Origin of the sequence: Xanthomonas arboricola (assembly GCF_003353015.1) — a bacterium.
GTDB lineage: Bacteria > Pseudomonadota > Gammaproteobacteria > Xanthomonadales > Xanthomonadaceae > Xanthomonas > Xanthomonas arboricola_E.
Genome location: NZ_QREM01000007.1, coordinates 562910 through 580775 on the forward strand (window position 1 = coordinate 562910; position 17866 = coordinate 580775).

Annotated in this window: 17 protein-coding genes and 1 pseudogene; 10 read left to right on the forward strand and 8 right to left on the reverse strand. The window is 66.7% G+C overall.

The features are described 5' to 3' along the window. Positions 1-30: 30 nt before the first annotated feature. The 5 genes from C0541_RS05925 to C0541_RS05945 all read right to left on the reverse strand — a co-directional run bounded on the left by C0541_RS05925 (position 31) and on the right by C0541_RS05945 (position 4940). Positions 31-1131, reverse strand: coding sequence for an acetylornithine deacetylase (locus C0541_RS05925; RefSeq protein ID WP_115046641.1), 1101 nt, complete (start codon positions 1129-1131; stop codon positions 31-33). 282 nt (positions 1132-1413) lie between these two features. Beyond that, positions 1414-2607: an argininosuccinate synthase gene (locus C0541_RS05930; RefSeq protein WP_115046643.1), complete on the reverse strand. Its 1194-nt coding sequence runs from the start codon at positions 2605-2607 to the stop codon at positions 1414-1416. Between the two features lie 36 nt (positions 2608-2643). After that, complete coding sequence (locus C0541_RS05935) at positions 2644-3114, reverse strand: OsmC family protein (RefSeq protein ID WP_115046644.1); 471 nt, start codon at positions 3112-3114, stop codon at positions 2644-2646. After that, a complete protein-coding gene (locus C0541_RS05940) occupies positions 3111-4130 on the reverse strand; it encodes an N-acetylornithine carbamoyltransferase (protein WP_115046648.1) in 1020 nt (339 codons plus the stop codon). Before C0541_RS05940 ends, C0541_RS05935 begins: the two co-directional genes overlap by 4 nt. 312 nt (positions 4131-4442) lie before the next feature. Further along, the gene (locus C0541_RS05945; protein WP_161959957.1) at positions 4443-4940 is read right to left on the reverse strand and encodes a hypothetical protein; all 498 of its coding nucleotides are present in this window, start codon (positions 4938-4940) and stop codon (positions 4443-4445) included. Between the two features lie 186 nt (positions 4941-5126). Here C0541_RS05945 and cysS point away from each other — a divergent pair, with 186 nt between their 5' ends. The 3 genes from cysS to C0541_RS05970 all read left to right on the forward strand — a co-directional run bounded on the left by cysS (position 5127) and on the right by C0541_RS05970 (position 8519). Continuing rightward, positions 5127-6551, forward strand: coding sequence for a cysteine--tRNA ligase (gene cysS / locus C0541_RS05955; RefSeq protein WP_161959905.1), 1425 nt, complete (start codon positions 5127-5129; stop codon positions 6549-6551). 283 nt (positions 6552-6834) lie between these two features. Further along, positions 6835-7272: a SufE family protein gene (locus tag C0541_RS05965; RefSeq protein ID WP_115046654.1), complete on the forward strand. Its 438-nt coding sequence runs from the start codon at positions 6835-6837 to the stop codon at positions 7270-7272. After that, the gene (locus tag C0541_RS05970) at positions 7269-8519 is read left to right on the forward strand and encodes an MFS transporter (protein ID WP_115046656.1); all 1251 of its coding nucleotides are present in this window, start codon (positions 7269-7271) and stop codon (positions 8517-8519) included. The genes C0541_RS05965 and C0541_RS05970 overlap by 4 nt, the downstream gene beginning before the upstream one ends. A gap of 240 nt (positions 8520-8759) precedes the next feature. Here C0541_RS05970 and dksA read toward each other — a convergent pair whose 3' ends face one another. Further along, positions 8760-9803: an RNA polymerase-binding protein DksA gene (dksA, locus tag C0541_RS05975; RefSeq protein ID WP_115046658.1), complete on the reverse strand. Its 1044-nt coding sequence runs from the start codon at positions 9801-9803 to the stop codon at positions 8760-8762. A gap of 90 nt (positions 9804-9893) precedes the next feature. Between dksA and yidD the strand changes: the two genes are divergently transcribed. The 6 genes from yidD to eutC all read left to right on the forward strand — a co-directional run bounded on the left by yidD (position 9894) and on the right by eutC (position 16247). Beyond that, positions 9894-10187 (forward strand): membrane protein insertion efficiency factor YidD, encoded by a 294-nt coding sequence (gene yidD / locus C0541_RS05980; protein WP_115046661.1) that lies wholly within the window; start codon positions 9894-9896, stop codon positions 10185-10187. After that, the gene (locus tag C0541_RS05985) at positions 10184-11533 is read left to right on the forward strand and encodes a dihydroorotase (RefSeq protein WP_115046663.1); all 1350 of its coding nucleotides are present in this window, start codon (positions 10184-10186) and stop codon (positions 11531-11533) included. Before yidD ends, C0541_RS05985 begins: the two co-directional genes overlap by 4 nt. Then, positions 11533-12372, forward strand: coding sequence for a M23 family metallopeptidase (locus C0541_RS05990; RefSeq protein ID WP_161959906.1), 840 nt, complete (start codon positions 11533-11535; stop codon positions 12370-12372). Before C0541_RS05985 ends, C0541_RS05990 begins: the two co-directional genes overlap by 1 nt. A gap of 256 nt (positions 12373-12628) precedes the next feature. After that, positions 12629-13993: an ethanolamine permease gene (eat, locus tag C0541_RS05995; RefSeq protein WP_115046667.1), complete on the forward strand. Its 1365-nt coding sequence runs from the start codon at positions 12629-12631 to the stop codon at positions 13991-13993. Next, positions 13990-15399, forward strand: a complete 1410-nt coding sequence (locus C0541_RS06000) for an ethanolamine ammonia-lyase subunit EutB (RefSeq protein WP_115046668.1) — start codon at positions 13990-13992, stop codon at positions 15397-15399. Before eat ends, C0541_RS06000 begins: the two co-directional genes overlap by 4 nt. Further along, positions 15396-16247, forward strand: coding sequence for an ethanolamine ammonia-lyase subunit EutC (eutC, locus tag C0541_RS06005; protein ID WP_115046671.1), 852 nt, complete (start codon positions 15396-15398; stop codon positions 16245-16247). The genes C0541_RS06000 and eutC overlap by 4 nt, the downstream gene beginning before the upstream one ends. 5 nt (positions 16248-16252) lie before the next feature. On the opposite strand, the gene C0541_RS06010 is transcribed toward eutC, so the two are convergent. Both C0541_RS06010 and C0541_RS06015 read right to left on the reverse strand, forming a co-directional pair. Continuing rightward, positions 16253-16543, reverse strand: a complete 291-nt coding sequence (locus tag C0541_RS06010) for a hypothetical protein (RefSeq protein ID WP_115046674.1) — start codon at positions 16541-16543, stop codon at positions 16253-16255. A 186-nt stretch (positions 16544-16729) separates the two neighbouring features. Then, a complete protein-coding gene (locus C0541_RS06015) occupies positions 16730-17218 on the reverse strand; it encodes a pyridoxamine 5'-phosphate oxidase family protein (RefSeq protein ID WP_024940409.1) in 489 nt (162 codons plus the stop codon). 101 nt (positions 17219-17319) lie between these two features. Here C0541_RS06015 and C0541_RS06020 point away from each other — a divergent pair. Next, a pseudogene (locus tag C0541_RS06020) lies at positions 17320-17776 on the forward strand (pectinesterase family protein); the annotation flags it as partial. Positions 17777-17866 lie beyond the last annotated feature (90 nt).

The following is a 17866-nucleotide window of genomic DNA, read 5'->3' on the forward strand; positions in this document are numbered from 1 at the left end:
GGTTTTAGTGCGAGCCGTAAGTGAAAGCGGTCAGTGTGCGCCGTTGATGATGCGATGGACCGACCCGGCGTAACGCTGCAACTGCGCAAGCGTCACGAACTCGTCGGCGGTGTGCGCCTGGGCGATATCGCCCGGTCCGTACACCAGTGCGGTATAGCCACCGGCCGAGAACAGCGAGGCCTCGGTCCAGAAATCCACTGCATTGCCGATCGGCAGGTCCAGCGCATCGGCGACATCGCGTGCGGCCAGGCGGCGTTCTTCGGCGCGCGCGATGTCACCCGACGGCAGGCTCGGCCCGCGAAAGGTTTCTTCGAACTGCGCTGCGGCCGGCTCGGCGAACCCGGCAAACGTGGCCAGCAAGCCATCCACGTCCATCGACGGCAGCGGACGAAAGCCGAAACGCAGCTCGGCCGCCGGCGCGATCATGTTGGCCTTGATGCCGCCCTCGACCCGACCGATGTTGAAACGCAGGCCGGTCAGGCCGCCGAAGCGCGCATGCGCCAGCGACTCGACATGCTCCAGCGCCTTGCCGCCCCAGCGCATCGCCTGGTGGAGCGCACTGGCGGAGGGATCCTGCCTGCCCGACGCATGCCCGGCACGCCCGGCAAAGCGCATCAGCACCGAGCTGATCCCGCGATGCGCCAGCACCGCCTCGCTCATGGTCGGCTCGGCCACCAGCACCGCCTCATACGGCACGCCCCGCGCCAGGAAGGCGGCGATACAGCGCGGGTCGTTGGCTTCCTCGTCGGAGGAAAACAGGAAGGCCGCATCGCCCTGCCCGGCATTGGCCGCCGCCGCCAGCGCCGCGGCCGCACCCTTGATGTCGCAGACGCCCAGGCCGATCACGCGATCGTCGGTACGCCGCATCACGTGCGGATGGGCACTCCAGTGCGGCGAATCCGGCACCGTGTCCAGATGCACGTTGAACAGGTACCTGGGCGCACCGCGCACCGCATACAGGCTCACCGCACCGGCACCGTGGTCGATCACCTCGACCTGGAACCCGGGCAGCTGCGCACACAGGTAATCGAAGATGCCGCCCTCGGCAGCGATCGCCCGCGGCGGATTGCGGGTGTCGAAGGACACCAGCTTTTCCAGGTGTATGAGGGTGGCGGCGAGGAGATCGGTCATATCGGTTTGGTCAATGGTCCGAAGCGGCGGCTAACAGAAGTCACAAATGCACGGTGGTGCGAGGCTGCGCAAACAACGCCTACAGCGCATCCAAGCCACCCTTCTCCCACTGGGAGAAGGTGCCCCGAAGGGGCGGATGAGGGTACGGGCGAAGCCTGGTAAAGCCAGAAATCCCAGCGGGCGGATGAGGGTATGCGCGAAGCTCTCGCGCTGTGCATTGCACGAGGCTTCGCTCGTACCCTCACCCCAACCCCTCTCCCGCAGGGAGAGGGGCTTAGATCCTCAGCGATTCACCTGGGCGTACAGCGTCGAGCTCATCCCGAACAGCTTGATGAAGCCTTCCGCCTCCTCCACGCCCCAGTCGGCCGACTGCGCATAGGTCGCGCCCTTGGTGTTGAGCAGATGCGGCGAGCGCACCGCCACCGCATCGACGCGGCCACCGCGGGTTTCCAGCGTGACCTCGCCGTTGACCTTGGCCTGCGACGACTTCAGGAACGCCTCGATATCGGTCTTGAGCGGGTCGTGGTAGAAGCCTTCGTACACCAGCTCCACCCACTTGCGCGCCACATCCGGCTTGAAGCGGTTCTGCTGCTTGGTCAGCACCGCATCTTCCAGCGCGCGGTGCGCGGTCAGCAGCGAGATCAGGCCCGGCGCTTCGAACACGATGCGGCCCTTCAACCCGATCACGGTGTCGCCGGTATAGACGCCACGGCCCACGCCGTAGGGCGCAAACAGCTTGTTGAGCTGGGCCAGGATCTGCTCGCCCGGCAGCGCCTTGCCGTTGAGTTCAACGGCCTCGCCTTCGACGAACGTCAGGGTGACCGTCAGCGGCTCGGCCGGCCACTCGCTGCGCGGCGCGCACCAGCCGCGCGCGCCCTCGCCCGGCGCTTCCCAACGGTCGATCTCACCGCCGGACATGGTCAGCCCGAGCAGGTTCTCGTTGATGGTGTAGGCCTGCTGCTTGGCACGCACGCCGAAACCGCGCTCTTCCAGGTACTTCTGCTCGTAGGCGCGGGTCTGGGTGTGCTCTTTCTGGATCTCGCGGATCGGCGCCACGATCTGGTAATCGCCCAGTGCCTTCACTGCCAGATCGAAGCGCACCTGGTCGTTGCCCATGCCGGTGCAGCCGTGGGCGATGCTGCGCGTGCCCAGTTCCCCGGCGCGCTTGAGCGCGGCATCGACGATCAGGTAACGGTCGGACACCAGTAACGGATACTGGCCCTGATAGCCCTCGCCGGCCCACACGAACGGCTTGACGAAGCCCTGCCAGATGGCCGGACCGCCATCGACGGTGACATGGCTGGCCGCGCCCAGCTCGGCGGCGCGCTTCTCGATGAAGTCGCGTTCCTCCGCATCCACGCCGCCGGTATCGGCAAACACGGTGTGCACCGCATAGCCCTGCGCCTGCAGATACGGAATGCAGAAGCTGGTGTCGAGGCCGCCGGAGAAGGCGAGAACGATATCTTTGCTGCTCATGACGAAGATCCTGGGGGGGAAGGTAGAAAAGGGAACCTACTCGACAACCACGACGCGCGGCTCGCAGCGCACCGGGAAGTTGACCGAACGGGCGATGAAACAGGCCGCGTGCGCGGCATGGTGCAGCGCCTGCGCGGCCGCCGGATCACCGGCGGAAATCGTGACGACCGGATGCAGCACCACCTCGACGAACTGGCCGCCGCCGGCGTCGGTCGACATCGTGCCGCCGGCCTCGTCGACGTAGCCACGCACCACCACGCCGGCCTCGGCGGCCAGGTGCAGGTACCACAACATGTGACAGGCCGAGAGCGACGCCACCAGCAGGTCCTCGGGATTGTGCCGCGATGCGTCGCCGCGGAACGCGGGGTCGGCCGAACCGGCCAGCGTCGGCTTGCCGGCGATGGCGACCTCGTGCTCGCGCCCGTAGCTGCGGTAGTCGCGCGTGCCCTGGCCGCGGTCGCCGGTCCAGGTGACCTGCGCGGCGTAATGGTGGAGCTGGCCGCTCATGCCCGGCTCTGGCCCGCCAGCGCAGCCATGATCGCCTTCTGCACATGCAGGCGGTTCTCGGCCTCGTCGATGGCGATGCAGTTGGGCGAATCCATCACCGCGTCGGTGGCCTTGACGTTGCGACGCAGCGGCAGGCAGTGCGAGAACACGCCGTTGTTGGTCAGCGCCATCTTGCGTTCGTCGACGATGAAGTGCTGGTACTGGTCGCGGATCGGTTTTTCCGGCTCCCAGTTGCCGAAGAACGGCAGTGCGCCCCAGCTCTTGGCATACACCACGTCGGCGCCGGCGTAGGCGCTGTCGATGTCGTGGCTGACCTGCAGCGAGCCGCCGCTTTCGGCCACGTTCTGCGCCGCCCAGTCCATGTAGCGCTCGTCCAGGATGTAGTCCGGCGTCGGGCACAGCAGGGTCACGTCCATGCCTAAGCGGGTGGCGATGGTCAGCGCGGAATTGGCCACCGCGGTGTTCAACGGCTTGGGGTGATAGGTCCAGGTCAGCACGTACTTCTTGCCGCGCAGGTCCTGGGTGCCGAAGTGTTCCTGCAAGGCCAGCGCATGCGCCAGCTCCTGGCACGGGTGGGTGATCGTCTCCATGTTGATCACCGGTACCGGCGAATACTTGGCGAAGCTCCTGAGCACCTGGTCCTCGCGGTCCTTGGACCAGTCGACGAACTTCGGGAACGCGCGCACGCCGATCAGGTCGACATAGCGGCCCAGCACGCGCGCCACTTCGGCGATGTGTTCTTCGGTGTCGCCATCCATCACCGTGCCCAGGTTGAACTCGATCGGCCAGGCATCCTTGCCCGGCTGCAGCACCACCGCATGCCCGCCCAGCTGGAAAGCGCCCAGCTCGAAGCTGGTCCGCGTGCGCATGGACGGGTTGAAGAACACCAGCGCGATCGACTTGCCCTTCAGCTCGCTTCCCAGCTTGTTGCGTTTGAACAACGCAGCCTGGGTCAACAGCGCGTCCAGTTCGGCGCGGCTCCAGTCCTGGGTGTTCAAGAAGTGCTTCAGTGACATCGATCGATCCTTGTGCTGCGTGCTTCTGCTGCGTGGTCCGCCAGGAGCGACGGGGTGCGCGACATGCGCGTTTCTTGCGGTTGAAACTTTTGTGACGTCAAAACGAAAAAACCCAGCCTGAGGGCTGGGTTTTCAACAACGGAACAGCCAAACGCTCCGGTTACCCAGCGAAAATGTGGGATTCCGGTCGGCGGGCACGCGAGGTCATGCCGGAGGCCATCCGGGCGGCGCTGGTGTCGTGCTGAAAGGCGTTTGCGTGCATAGGGCGCGAATCCTCGCATGCATGCGGGCATGGCGCAACCGCTGCGCAACTCAGCGCGGCGGCGCGACGATGGCGTCGGGGATATAGGGGGTGACCGACACGCGGATGCGCAGCCGGTTGCCCGGGTCTTCCGGCAGCCGCGAGCGGTACTTGGTGCCCTTGTAGACGTAGTCCACGTCGAAGGCGATCGGCCGCCGGAACTCGCGCGGCACTTCCACCACCCGGCAGTTGCGCCGCGTGCTGGTCGGCGGCACCGCCATCGGCACCGAGGCCGGCTCGGGGCGCCGCGAGAACATCTCCTTGACCGAATCCACCATGCGGTTGATGCGGCCCTCGTCCTCGACCGGCGCCACTGCCACCGATGCGACCTGCTCGGCCTCGCATTGTTCCTCCATGCGGGTGGCGCGCAAGGTCTGGTAGACCGGCTCGACGTTGAGCACCTGCGCGTAATCCAGCTTCACGTTCTCGATCACCACCACCCTGTTCTTGGGATCGGTTTCTGCCGCATGCGCTGACGGTGCCTGCCAGGCGAACACACACAGCAGCAGGAAGAACGGGGAAGGTCGCATCAGTACCAGGGGGGCGGAGCGAAGCAATACGTAAGTGTATGGAGCTTGCGATCCCTTGGGCTGAACGCAGCCCATCCGGTTACCGGCATCGGTGCGGGCATGCGACCGGTTCGCCACACCGCCGCGACCGGCTAGAATCGCCTGGTTATCCTTTTCCAGATGCCGATGAGCCTGCGCCTGCACAACAACCTGACGCGGCGGATCGAGCCGTTCGCGCCGCTCGATCCGTCCAGCCCCACCCTGTATGTGTGCGGCCCCACGGTCTACAACTACGCGCATATCGGCAACGCCCGCGGCCCGGTCGTGTTCGATGTGCTGGCCGCACTGCTGCGGCGGCGCTTCGGGGCGCTGCGCTACGCGCGCAACATCACCGACGTGGACGACAAGATCAATGCCGCCGCGCAGGCGCAGGGCGTGCCGATCTCGACCATCACCGACCGCTTCGCGGCGATCTATCGCCAGGACATGGCCGCGCTCGGCGTGCGGCCGCCGGACATCGAACCGGAAGCCACCGCGCACATCCCGCAGATCGTGGCGATGATCGAGCAGCTGATCACCAATGGGCATGCCTATGCCGCCGAGGGCCATGTGCTGTTCGCGGTGGCCAGCTTTGCGCACTACGGCAAGCTCTCGCGCCGCGATCCGGACGAGATGCTGGCCGGCGCGCGCGTGGACGTGGCGCCGTACAAGCGCGACCCGGGCGACTTCGTGCTGTGGAAGCCATCCAGCGACGAGCTGCCCGGCTGGGACTCGCCCTGGGGCCGCGGCCGCCCGGGCTGGCATATCGAATGCTCGGCGATGGCCGCCGCGCACCTGGGCCCGACCATCGACATCCATGCCGGCGGCGTGGACCTGCAGTTCCCGCATCACGAGAACGAGATTGCGCAAAGCGAATGCGCGCATGGCGGCGCCACCTTCGCCCGCTTCTGGCTGCACAACGGCATGCTCAATTTCAGCGGCGCCAAGATGAGCAAGTCGCTGGGCAATATCGAGACCGTGCACGACCTGATCGCCCGGCACCCGCCCGAGGCGCTGCGTTACGCGCTGCTGAGCGCGCATTACCGGCAGCCGCTGGACTGGTCCGATGGCCTGATCGAGCAGGCCAAGAACACGCTGGACCGGTTGTATGGCACGTTGCGCGATCTGGCCGCGGCCGAACAGGCTGCAGGGGTCGCCTCCGCGCAGCCGGCCATGATTCCCGACGAGGTGGAAGCCGCGCTCGACGACGACCTCAACACGCCGCATGCGCTGTCGGTCATCGCCAGCATCGCCTCCGAGGCCCGCGCGCTGCGCACCCAACTCGCACAGGGCAGCGATGCATCGACAGGCGTCGCCGCGCTGTCCGGGCTCAAGTGCCGGCTGCTCGGCGCAGGCCTGGCGCTGGGCTTGCTGCAGCAGGACCCGGCCGCCTGGTTCGCGCGCGGCACCGATGCCGGCGACGATGCGCGTATCACCACGCTGGTCGAAGAGCGCAATGCCGCAAAGAAAGCCAAGGATTTCGCCCGCGCCGACACCATCCGCAAGCAACTGGCCGACGAAGGCATCGTGCTGGAAGACACCCCGCAGGGCGTACGCTGGAAGCGCGCATGACCTCCCCTTCTCCCGTCGGGAGAAGGGGCCCCAAAGGGGCGGATGAGGGTACGGGCGAAGCCACATGTACCGTTTTTTGAGCCAAGAGCGAAGCCACCCGCATTGAATTCCAGCGAGGCCTCGCCCGTACCCTCACCCCGCGCCCCGGCCCGCGCTGGCGGCGCGGGCGCTCCAAGGCACGCGCGCCAGTGGCGCGCAGACCGCTCCTTCTCGCCGCGACGGGACAGGGGCACCATCGCGGTGTCGCCGGCAGCGCTATCACCGAACTGATTCTGGATTTTTGATGACCACCACCCCGTTCCCGCTCGAACCCACCGCCGTCGACGCGCAGGCCGCCATTGCCGAGGAGTTCTCCTTCTTCGGCGACTGGTCCGAGCGCTACCAGTACTTGATCGACCTGGGCCGCAAGCTGCCCGGCTTCCCCGAACAGTGGAAGACCGAAGAACACCGCCTGCATGGCTGCCAGTCGATGGTGTGGATCGTGCCCGAGGGCAATGCCGAGCGGCTGGACTTCCACGCCGTCAGCGATTCGGCGATCGTCTCCGGGCTGATCTATCTTGCCCTGCGCGTGTACTCCGGGCGTAGCGCGCAGGAGATCCTGGCCACCGAGCCGGACTACATCGCCGGGATCGGGCTGGCCAAGCACCTGTCGCCGACCCGCAGCAATGGCGTGGCGGCCATGCTGGCCTTCATCCGCGACACCGCCCGCGCCCAGCAGTGAGCACGCCGACGCCCTCGCCCGCCGCCTCGCTGCGCACGCTGTTCGCCCACCCCGGCTTCGGCCTGGTGCTGCTGTATCGCGTGGCAGCGATGCTGTCGTACCAGATCGTCGCGGTCACGGTCGGCTGGCATATCTACGAGATCACCCGTGACCCGCTCTCGCTCGGGCTGATCGGGCTGGCGGAGATCCTGCCGTTCTTCTGCGTCGCGCCGTTTGCCGGCTATCTGGTCGATCACCTGCCCCGCCGACGCCTGGGCATGATCGCGGTGCTGGGCCTGGTCGCCACCGCGCTGCTGCTGCTGGGCATCACCCATGGCTGGCTGCCGGTGCAGGGGGTGTGGGCGATCTACGCAGCCATCGCGCTGACCGGTGCGGCACGTTCGTTCCTGTCGCCGGTCTACAACGCGCTGTTCGCACGCACGCTGCCGCGCGAGGCCTTCGCCCGCGGCGCCAGCATCGGCAGCGTCACCTTCCAGGCCGGCATGGTGATCGGCCCGGCGCTGGGCGGCGTGCTGGTCGGCTGGGGCGGCAAGGGCCTGGCCTACGGCGTGGCCGCCAGCGTGGCGCTGGTGGCGATCCTGGCGCTGGCGCTGTTGCGGGTCAGCGAGCCGGTCAACGCAGGCCCGCGCGCACCGATCTTCCGCAGCATCGCCGAAGGGGCGCAGTTCGTGCTGTCCAACCAGATCATGTTGGGCGCGATGGCGCTGGACATGTTCTCGGTGTTGCTGGGCGGCGCGGTGTCGATGCTGCCGGCCTTCATCCAAGACATCCTGCATCACGGCCCGGAAGGCCTGGGCATCCTGCGCGGCGCCCCGGCGCTGGGCTCGATCGTGGTCGGGGTATGGCTGGCCCGGCACCCGCTGCAACGCAACGCCGGGCGCATCCTGATGCTGTCGGTGGCCGGCTTCGGGCTGTGCACGATCGCATTCGGCCTGTCGCGGCACTTCTGGCTGTCGGCGGCGATCCTGCTGGTGTACGGCATGTGCGACGGCGTGTCGGTGGTGGTGCGCCAGACCATCCTGCAGCTGGCCACGCCCGATGCGATGCGCGGCCGGGTGTCGTCGATCAACGGCATCTTCATCGGCTCGTCCAACGAGCTGGGTGCGTTCTACGACGGGGTGATGGCGCGCCTGGTGGGCCTGGTGCCGGCGGTGGTGATCGGCGGCTGCGTGACCCTGGGCGTGGTCGCCACCACCGCATGGAAGGCGCCCAAGCTGCGCAAGCTGGATCTGCGCGACCTGCAGTGAGCCCTGCAACGAGGCAGTGCCAGCTGCCAATGCAGCCGGCACCTTTTCGCTGTCCAGGCAGGGCCACGGCACGCCCGGCAGCTGGTCCACATCCCGCACGCCACGCCCACCAGGCCGCATGCCGTGGATCAGGCAGGTCGATGCATCAAACGCCCTTACGCGTGCGCGATGCGTACAAAAAAACCCCGCACATGGCGGGGTTTTTCTGTCCAGTGACTGCGCTGCGGCCTTGCCGGCCGATCAGTCGCCCTGCTGCTTCTGCAGGTGCTCCCAACGCTCCTGGGCGTCGATGGTGCGCTCGGCAGTCAGACGCGCTTCCAGGCGGTCGATGCCGATCTCTTCGCCGGTATCCACGCAGTAGCCGTAGTCGCCGTCTTCCAGGCGCTTGAGCGTGCTGTCGATCTTGGAGATCAGCTTGCGTGCACGGTCGCGGGCGCGCAGTTCCAGCGAGTTCTCGGTCTCGCGCGTGGCACGCTCGGCTTCGTCACCGATATCGCGCACTTCTTCGCGCAGGTTCTCGATCGTCTGCTTGGATTCCTCCACCATCTCGTTGCGCCACTGCTGCAGGCGCTGGCGGAAATACTCCTGCTGCAGCTTGCTCATGTACTCCTCGTCCGCGGAAGGCTTGTAGCCCTGCGGAAGGATCGGACGGCCGGTGGCTTCGTCGGTCTTGTACTCGACCACCTTGTACTTGGTCTTGGGAGTCGGGCTGGACGGCTTGGAGGTCACGGCCACGGCCACCTTGCCGACCGGACGGGTCGCGGCGGGCTTGGCGGGGGCTTCGGTTTTGGTTGGCGTTTTTGCTGAAGATTTCGAAACGGGCACGGGATTCTTAAGTGACGGGGTCGCAGGCTTCGCCGGCTTCGCAGGGACGGCCTTGGAGGCCGGTGCGGGCGCGGGCTTTGCAGCCTTGACCGGGACTGACTTGGCCGGAGTCGACTTGGTAGCCGGCTTCGGTGCGGACTTGGGCGCCACCGGCTTGGCGGCCGGTTTGGCGGCAGCCGGAGCTGCCTTGTTCGCCGCCGGCTTGGCAGCACTCTTGGCGACCGGAGATTTTACAGGTTTGAGGGCCGCGGGTTTGGACGCTGCGCTCTTGGAGACCGGCGCCGGCTTGGTCGCGGTCTTGCTCGCAGCTGCCTTCTTGGCGACCGGTTGCCTGGCAGCCGGCGTCGCCTGCTTGGCGGCCGGTTTTGCAGCAGCGGGCGCCGCTGCCTTCTTCGCAACGGGTTTGGCGGACTTCTTGGCGGCCTCTACGGCCTTTTTTGCAGGTTTTTTAGCAGCCACGAAACGCTCATCCTTGGTTCCCCCGGGGCCCGGGAAAGCGGGCCTTTATAGCTTACCCCACGGACCCCCGGCAACCACGTATTAATCCAAGTGGCATATCATTGGCAAGTGATCTCACGCCTGCTCATCGCGCTGCTGCGCTTCTACAAGCGGTTCATCAGCCCCTTGCTGGGGCCGCGCTGCCGTTTTGCGCCCAGTTGCTCGGAGTACGCGATGACCGCCATCGGCCGCTTCGGCCCGCTACGCGGGTGCTGGCTGGCCGCGCGCCGGCTCGGCCGTTGCCATCCCTTCCACCCGGGCGGGTTCGACCCCGTCCCCGACGCGCCCGCGGCCGCCGGTTCGCCCGCGTCCCCTTCCTGCAGTTGCAAAGGACCTCATCCATGAGCCGAACCCTCATCGTCAACGCCCGCCTGGTCAACGAAGGCAAGGAATTCGACGCCGACCTGCTGATCGACGCCGGCCGCATCGCGAAGATCGCCAGCAAGATCGCCCCAACCGCGGGCGACACCGTGGTGGATGCCGCCGGACGCTGGGTGCTGCCGGGCATGATCGACGACCAGGTGCACTTCCGCGAGCCGGGCCTGACCCACAAGGGCGATATCGCGACCGAATCCGGCGCTGCGGTGGCCGGTGGCCTGACCAGCTTCATGGACATGCCCAACACCAATCCGCCGACCCTGGACGCGGCCGCGCTGCAGGCCAAGTACGACGCTGCAGCCGGGCGCGCCTGGGCCAACTACGGCTTCTACATGGGCGCCAGCAACGACAACCTGGCTGCCATCCAGACCCTGGACCCGAAGACCGCGCCGGGCATCAAGGTGTTCATGGGCGCCTCCACCGGCAACATGCTGGTCGACAACCCCGAGACGCTGGACGCGATCTTCCGCGACGCACCGACGCCGATCATCACCCACTGCGAAGACACCCCGACCATCGATGCGACGCTGGCGCAATACAAGGAGAAGTACGGCGACGCGCTGACTCCGGAGATGCATCCGGACATCCGCTCGCGGCAGGCCTGCCTGAAGTCGTCGCAGCTGGCGGTGGCGCTGGCGCGCAAGCACAACACCCGCTTGCACGTGCTGCATATCTCCACCGCCGACGAGCTGGCGCTGTTCGAGGCCGGCCCGCTGGTCGATGCCGAGGGCAAGCTGCGCAAGCGCATCACCGCCGAGACCTGCATCCACTTCCTGCGCTTTGACCGCAGCGATTACGCGCGGCTGGGCAACCTGATCAAGTGCAACCCCGCGATCAAGGACGCCGAGGACCGCCTGGCGCTGATCGAGGCGCTGGCCGAGGACGTCATCGACGTGCTCGCCACCGACCATGCCCCGCATACCTGGGAAGAAAAGCAGAAGCCCTACGCGCAGGCCCCGTCCGGGCTGCCGCTGGTGCAGTACGCGCTGGTCGCCGCGCTGGAGCTGGTGCATGAGGGCAAGCTGCCGATCACCCGCATCGTGCAGAAGTTTGCGCATGCGCCGGCGCAGCTGTTCGACGTGGAAGAACGCGGCTTCCTGCGCGAAGGCTATTTCGCCGACCTGGTGATGATCGACAACACCCCGTTCACCGTGAAGCGCGAGCAGGTGCTGTCCAAGTGCGGCTGGTCGCCGTTCGAAGGCACCACGTTCCGCTCGCGCATCGCCGCGACCTGGGTCAACGGCCAGCAGGTGTGGGATGGCGAGCAGTTGGTCGGCAGTGCCGCCGGCCAGCGCCTGACCTTCGACCGTTGATGCGCGCAGCCCTGTTTGGCGCCTGGCTTGCGCTGGCGCCGCTGTCGCTTGCCGTCGGCAGTGCCGCTGCGCAGTCCGCGGCGGCGGCGGACGTGGTGTTTCCGCAAAGCGCGTCGCAGGGCGCGCTGGTGATCGGCAAGGTGCCGGCGGGTAGCCAGGTGCAGTACGCCGGCCGCTCGCTGCGCGTCAGCGGTTACGGCAGCGTGGTGTTCGGCATCGGCCGCGATGCCACCGGCCCGTTGCAGGTACAGATCACCCGGCCCGATGGCAGCACGCAGACCACCAGCATCGCGGTGACGCCGCGCGACTGGCCGGTGGAGCGCGTCAATGGCGTGCCGCCCAAGACGGTCAATCCGCCTGCGGCGATCGCCGAGCGGATCAAGCGCGAGCAGGCGCAGGTCACCGCCGCGCGCGACCGCGACGATGCCCGCCCCGATTTCGCCCAGCCCTTCGTCTGGCCGGTACAGGGCCGCATCAGCGGGCGCTTCGGCAATGCGCGCGTCTACAACGGCCAGCCCGGTGCCGGTCATTCGGGCATGGACATCGCCGTGCCCACCGGCACGCCGGTCAAGGCACCGGCCGCCGGCGTGGTGACCTTCGCCGCGCCGGACCTGTACCTGACCGGCGGCACCGTGCTGCTGGACCATGGTTTCGGGGTGAGCTCCAACTTCCTGCACCTGTCGCGCATCGACGTGAAGGTGGGCGACCGGGTCGAGCAAGGCCAGGTGATTGCCGCGGTCGGCGCCACCGGGCGCGCGACCGGCCCGCATCTGCATTGGGGCATGAACTGGTTCGACGTGCGGATCGATCCGTTGCTGGTGCTCGAGCGCAGCAGATAGTTAGAGCGTCGGGATATCGACTGCGCAACCCTACCCTGCCCCCAACTCTCTCCCGAAGGAAAGGGCTCTGGTTGCGCTGGCGTGGCGGCGTGTTCTCTGCGACCCACCCGCGGTGCCTGTGTTCGCCGCAGGGCTTTGGGGTATAACCGGAACGACCGTGGATCGTCGCCCTGCAGCAGCGGGCGGGCGGTCGCTGGCGATCGGTCCCGTGTTCAGGCGCCGGACCGCTTCATCTCCCCTCCCCCGACCGCAGGAGATGTGCGACATGCGCAACGAGCAGCTCAAACCCACCCTGGGCACCTGGCAACTGTGGGGGATCGCCGTGGGCCTGGTGATTTCCGGTGAATATTTCGGCTGGAGCTATGGTTGGGGCACCGCCGGCACCTTGGGATTTCTGGTGACCACGCTGCTGGTCGCGGTGATGTACACCTGTTTCATTTTCAGCTTCACCGAGCTGACCACCGCCATTCCTAACGCGGGTGGACCGTTTGCCTACAGCCTGCGCGCGTTCGGTACCTATGGCGGCATGCTGGCGGGCCTGGCCACGCTGATCGAGTTCGTGTTCGCGCCACCGGCCATTGCGATGGCGATCGGCGCCTATCTCAACGTGCAATTCCCGACCCTGGACCCGCGCATCGCCGCGATCGGTGCGTATGCGATCTTCATGAGCTTGAACATCGCCGGTGTGGCGATCGCCGCAACCTTCGAGTTGGTGGTGACCTTGCTGGCGGTGATCGAGCTGCTGGTGTTCATGGGCGTGGTGGCGCCGGGGTTCAGCGTTGCGCGCTTTGCCGCCAACGGCTGGGCCGGCAGCAACACGTTCGGCCCGGCGGCGATCTCCGGCATCTTCGCCGCGATCCCGTTCGCGATCTGGTTCTTCCTGGCGATCGAGGGCGCGGCGATGGCGGCCGAGGAAGCCAAGGACCCGAAACATACGATTCCGCGCGCCTACATCGCCGGCATCCTCACCCTGGTGGTGCTGGCATTGGGCGTGATGGTGTTCGCAGGCGGGGTCGGCGACTGGCGTCAGCTCTCCAACATCAACGATCCGCTACCGCAGGCGATGAAGGCGGTGGTCGGCAACAATTCGACCTGGCTGCACATGCTGGTGTGGATCGGCCTGTTCGGCCTGGTGGCCAGCTTCCACGGCATCATCCTGGGCTATTCGCGGCAGTTCTTCGCGTTGGCGCGTGCGGGGTTCCTGCCGCACGGCCTGGCCAGGCTGTCGCGCTTTCGCACGCCGCATCGGGCGATCCTGGCCGGCGGCGCGATCGGCATCGCGGCGATCTGCAGCGACAGCGCGGTCAAGATCCAGGGCATGTCGCTGACCGCGGCGATGATCACCATGTCGGTGTTCGGCGCGATCGTGATGTACGTGATGAGCATGCTCAGCCTGTTCAAGCTGCGCCGCGCCGAACCCGGGCTGGAGCGCAGCTTTCGCGCACCCGGCTATCCGGTGGTGCCGGCCATCGCGCTGCTGCTGGCGCTGGTGTGCCTGGTGGCGATGGTCTGGTTCAACCCGATCGTCGCGTTGATCTTCGTGGGCCTGCTGCTGTTCGGCGGGCTGTGCTGCGTGCTGAGCCTGCGCGGCCAAGCCACGCCGGCGACCAGCACCAGATGAGCGGGTTCGCGTTCAGCGCTGGCGGCGAGCGCTTCCGGTTTGCCGATCTCAAGACCCTGCTGGCCAAGGCCACGCCGACGCGCTCGGGCGATCAACTGGCCGGGCTCGCCGCCGACTCCGGGCTGCAGCGGGTGGCGGCGCAGATGGCGCTGGCGGATCTGCCGCTGCGGCACTTCCTCGAGGAAGCAGTGGTGCCGTATGAAGCGGACGAGGTCACCCGCCTGATCGTCGACCAGCACGATGCGGCCGCGTTTGCCACCGTCGCGCACCTGACCGTCGGCGGTTTTCGCGACTGGCTGTTGAGTGCGCAGGCCGACGAAGCGGCGCTGACCGCACTGGCACCCGGGCTGACGCCGGAGATGGTGGCGGCGGTCTCGAAGTTGATGCGCGTGCAGGACCTGGTGCTGGTCGCGCAGAAGACCCGCGTGGTCACGCGCTTTCGCAATACGCTGGGCTTGCGCGGGCGTCTGTCCACGCGCCTGCAGCCCAACCACCCCACCGACGATGCCACCGGCATTGCCGCCAGCGTGCTCGATGGCTTGCTGTATGGCAACGGCGATGCGGTGATCGGCATCAATCCCGCCAGCGACAGCCTGGCCGCCACCAGCGCGTTGCTGCGCATGCTCGATGCAGTGATCAGCGGTTACCAGATCCCGACCCAGTCCTGCGTGCTGGCGCATATCACCACCACCATCGAGGCGATCAACCGCGGCGTGCCGGTGGACCTGGTGTTCCAGTCCATTGCCGGCACCGAGGCGGCCAATGCCAGCTTCGGCATCAATCTGGCGCTGCTGCAGGAAGGCCACGACGCCGGGATGTCGTTGCGGCGCGGCAGCGTCGGCGACAACGTGATGTATTTCGAGACCGGCCAGGGCAGCGCGTTGTCGGCCAACGCGCATCATGGCGTCGATCAGCAGACCTGCGAGGTGCGCGCCTATGCGGTGGCACGGCAGTTCAAGCCGCTGCTGGTGAACACGGTGGTCGGCTTCATCGGCCCGGAGTATCTCTACGACGGCAAGCAGATCATCCGTGCCGGGCTGGAGGATCACTTCTGCGGCAAGCTGCTCGGCGTGCCGATGGGCTGCGACATCTGCTACACCAATCATGCCGAAGCCGATCAGGACGACATGGACGTGCTGCTGACCCTGCTCGGCACCGCCGGCATCAACTTCATCATGGGCATCCCTGGCTCGGACGATGTGATGCTCAACTACCAGACCACCTCGTTCCACGATGCGCTGTATGCGCGCCAGGCGCTCGGCCTGCGCGCCGCGCCCGAGTTCGAACACTGGCTGGAACAGCAAGGCATCCTGCGGCTGCGCGATGGCCGCTTCGAACTCGGCAGCGAACTTCCCGCACCGTTTCGGCGTGCGCTGGAGCAGTTGCACACCGGCGGCGCGCAATGAGTGCCCCGCCCCCCCCACCACGCGATGCCTGGGCACGACTGCGCCGGCTCACGCCAGCGCGCATTGCGCTGGGGCGCGTCGGCACCAGCCTGCCGACTGCTGCGCACCTGGATTTCCAGCTGGCGCACGCGCAGGCACGCGATGCGGTGCATCTGGCGTTCGAGCCGCAGCCGCTGCAAACAGCGCTGAAACAGCGTGGGCGCGACAGCATGCTGTTGCACAGTGCGGCGGTGGATCGGCATGTCTATCTGCAGCGGCCGGACCTGGGCCGGCGCCTGGGCGAGGAGGCGGCAGCGCAGCTGCGTGGCCTGACCGCGGTCCATGGCGGCGGGCACGATGTGGCCGTCGTGGTCGCCGACGGACTGTCTGCATTGGCCGTGCATCGGCATGCCGCACAGATGCTGGAACACATCGACGCCCTGGCCGCGCACGAAGGCTGGTCATTGGCGCCGGTAGCGTTGGTTGCGCAAGGCCGTGTCGCCATCGGCGACGAGGTCGGCGAACTGCTCAAGGCCCGCCTGGTGATCGTGTTGATCGGCGAGCGGCCCGGCCTGAGCTCGCCCGACAGCCTGGGCCTGTATCTGACCTACACCCCGCGGGTGGGCCTGACCGACGCGGCGCGTAATTGCATCTCCAACATCCGTGCCGAAGGGTTGAGCTACGCCGACGCCACCCACAAGCTTGCGTATCTGCTGCGCGAGTCGTTCCGGCGCAAACTGTCGGGCGTTCACCTCAAGGACGAGGCCGAACAGCCGGCGTTGCCGTCGGCGGGCCTGCCCGACGCCGCGCCACGGACGTTTCTGCTTCCGGAGGGTCTAGCAACCGATGCAGACGGAAGTCGCCGGTAACCGCTCTACCTGAGCGCGCCATCCCGCGGGTCGCTGGCCGCATAGGTGCTGGTCGGGAGTTCGTTGTCGTGTGGATGACGCAGTGCGTTGCGGACGTCGTCCGGCAGTTGCTCGACATCCAGCATCACCTTGCCGGAATGCACATCGCGCACCACCGACGCAGGCAGCACGAAGTCGCCACCGTTTTCGATATTGATGACCAGCTCGGCGCCATCCTTGCGAACCTCGCGGATCGCACCGACGCCGACTTCGCCGTCGCGCAGAAACACCATCTGGCCAACTTCGATCTGTTGCATCTTGCTTCTCCTGTTGCGGGCGCGCACTGTGCCAGCGCGTCGTGCCGGTCACTGTTCGTGCATGCGGTGCAAGCTGACAGCGCCGACCCGGCCTTGCAACCGGATCGGCGCCTGCGCAAGCGACAACGCTTGAATGCATGAGGACGCAGGCACCACCGCGAAGATCGCGCATGCGTGGATCAGGCCTCAGCGCAGCGGAACGTCCGCCACCTTGTCCTGGTAATCCTTTTTCGGGTCGACGCCGAACAACACCTTGATGCCGGCCAGCAGGCTGGAACCGTTGAGCCAGATCTGTGCGTGATCGGTATCCAGGCGCAGCAGCGCCAGCTTGGGATCATCCTTGCCGCCTTCGTACCAGGCAGCGACGTGCGGATTCCACAGACGCTCGACCACGGCCGGATCGGTATCTTCGCGCAACGAGCCGCTGATGCTGGCAAACAGGTCGTGTCCCTTGCTGCTGAAGGCGCCGATGACGCGGCGGCCCTGTCCCAGCATGGCAATCAACGCATTGTCCTTGGAGGTGAAGAACCAGATCGGGCCACCGCTATCGCCTTCGATCTGCGCGGTCATCGGGCGTGCATGGCCGTCTTCCACCCCATCCAGGCCCAGCATCACGGTGCGATCGGATTTCAGGGCTTTCCAGAATTTTTCCTGCAGCTCTTTGGGATCTGCCATCTTGCTATCTCACATGCGCGTCTGTGCGCGGGTGACCCAGTCTGGAAGTCTCCCTGCCCACGGCATGTGACGATGCGCACTCCTGCCTGCACATGACGGCAACGCGACTGGGCTTGGGCACTTACACCATCTACACCGTCTTCAACCCGACGCCCAAGTCAGCCGGCACGGCAAGTCCCCCTGCGCAGCAATGCAGCAGCAACCACAGTCGGCACATCTAACGGCGCGACATTGACCATACGCGCAGCCGGCGTCCAGGCGCGTCACCTGCGCGTGCAAAACCATTATGTCGAAGGCACTTACGAGGACGAAAATCAGGCTGCTATGGCGCTGGCGGCACCTGGCGACCAGGCCAGTTTCGAAGATGCGCTGGTGACCGGCAATCAGGGCGCCTTGCCCTTGCTGATCAGCGCGACCAATGCCGCCGCGGTGACTAGCCCCCACTTCAAGAACAGTACCATCAAGCGCGATGTCGACTTCATCTTCGGGGTGAGCGTGGGCGTGTTCGAAAATGCCACCATTCATTTGGTCGGTGCACGCCCGGGCAGAAGATGGGGGTTGAACATCCTTCGCATGCGCACGACAGCATTCGCAACGAAACAAATAAAATTAACCGGTCAGGATTAGGATAGAACCCATGCTGCTGAG

Excerpts from the sequence above, each read along its gene's own strand:
- C0541_RS05925 (WP_115046641.1), bottom strand. The coding sequence starts at position 1,131 with ATGACCGATCTCCTCGCCGCCACCCTCATACACCTGGAAAAGCTGGTG.
- C0541_RS05930 (WP_115046643.1), bottom strand. The coding sequence starts at position 2,607 with ATGAGCAGCAAAGATATCGTTCTCGCCTTCTCCGGCGGCCTCGACACC.
- C0541_RS05935 (WP_115046644.1), bottom strand. The coding sequence starts at position 3,114 with ATGAGCGGCCAGCTCCACCATTACGCCGCGCAGGTCACCTGGACCGGC.
- C0541_RS05940 (WP_115046648.1), bottom strand. The coding sequence starts at position 4,130 with ATGTCACTGAAGCACTTCTTGAACACCCAGGACTGGAGCCGCGCCGAA.
- cysS (WP_161959905.1), top strand. The coding sequence starts at position 5,127 with ATGAGCCTGCGCCTGCACAACAACCTGACGCGGCGGATCGAGCCGTTC.
- C0541_RS05965 (WP_115046654.1), top strand. The coding sequence starts at position 6,835 with ATGACCACCACCCCGTTCCCGCTCGAACCCACCGCCGTCGACGCGCAG.
- C0541_RS05985 (WP_115046663.1), top strand. The coding sequence starts at position 10,184 with ATGAGCCGAACCCTCATCGTCAACGCCCGCCTGGTCAACGAAGGCAAG.
- C0541_RS05990 (WP_161959906.1), top strand. The coding sequence starts at position 11,533 with ATGCGCGCAGCCCTGTTTGGCGCCTGGCTTGCGCTGGCGCCGCTGTCG.
- eat (WP_115046667.1), top strand. The coding sequence starts at position 12,629 with ATGTGCGACATGCGCAACGAGCAGCTCAAACCCACCCTGGGCACCTGG.
- C0541_RS06000 (WP_115046668.1), top strand. The coding sequence starts at position 13,990 with ATGAGCGGGTTCGCGTTCAGCGCTGGCGGCGAGCGCTTCCGGTTTGCC.
- eutC (WP_115046671.1), top strand. The coding sequence starts at position 15,396 with ATGAGTGCCCCGCCCCCCCCACCACGCGATGCCTGGGCACGACTGCGC.
- C0541_RS06010 (WP_115046674.1), bottom strand. The coding sequence starts at position 16,543 with ATGCAACAGATCGAAGTTGGCCAGATGGTGTTTCTGCGCGACGGCGAA.
- C0541_RS06015 (WP_024940409.1), bottom strand. The coding sequence starts at position 17,218 with ATGGCAGATCCCAAAGAGCTGCAGGAAAAATTCTGGAAAGCCCTGAAA.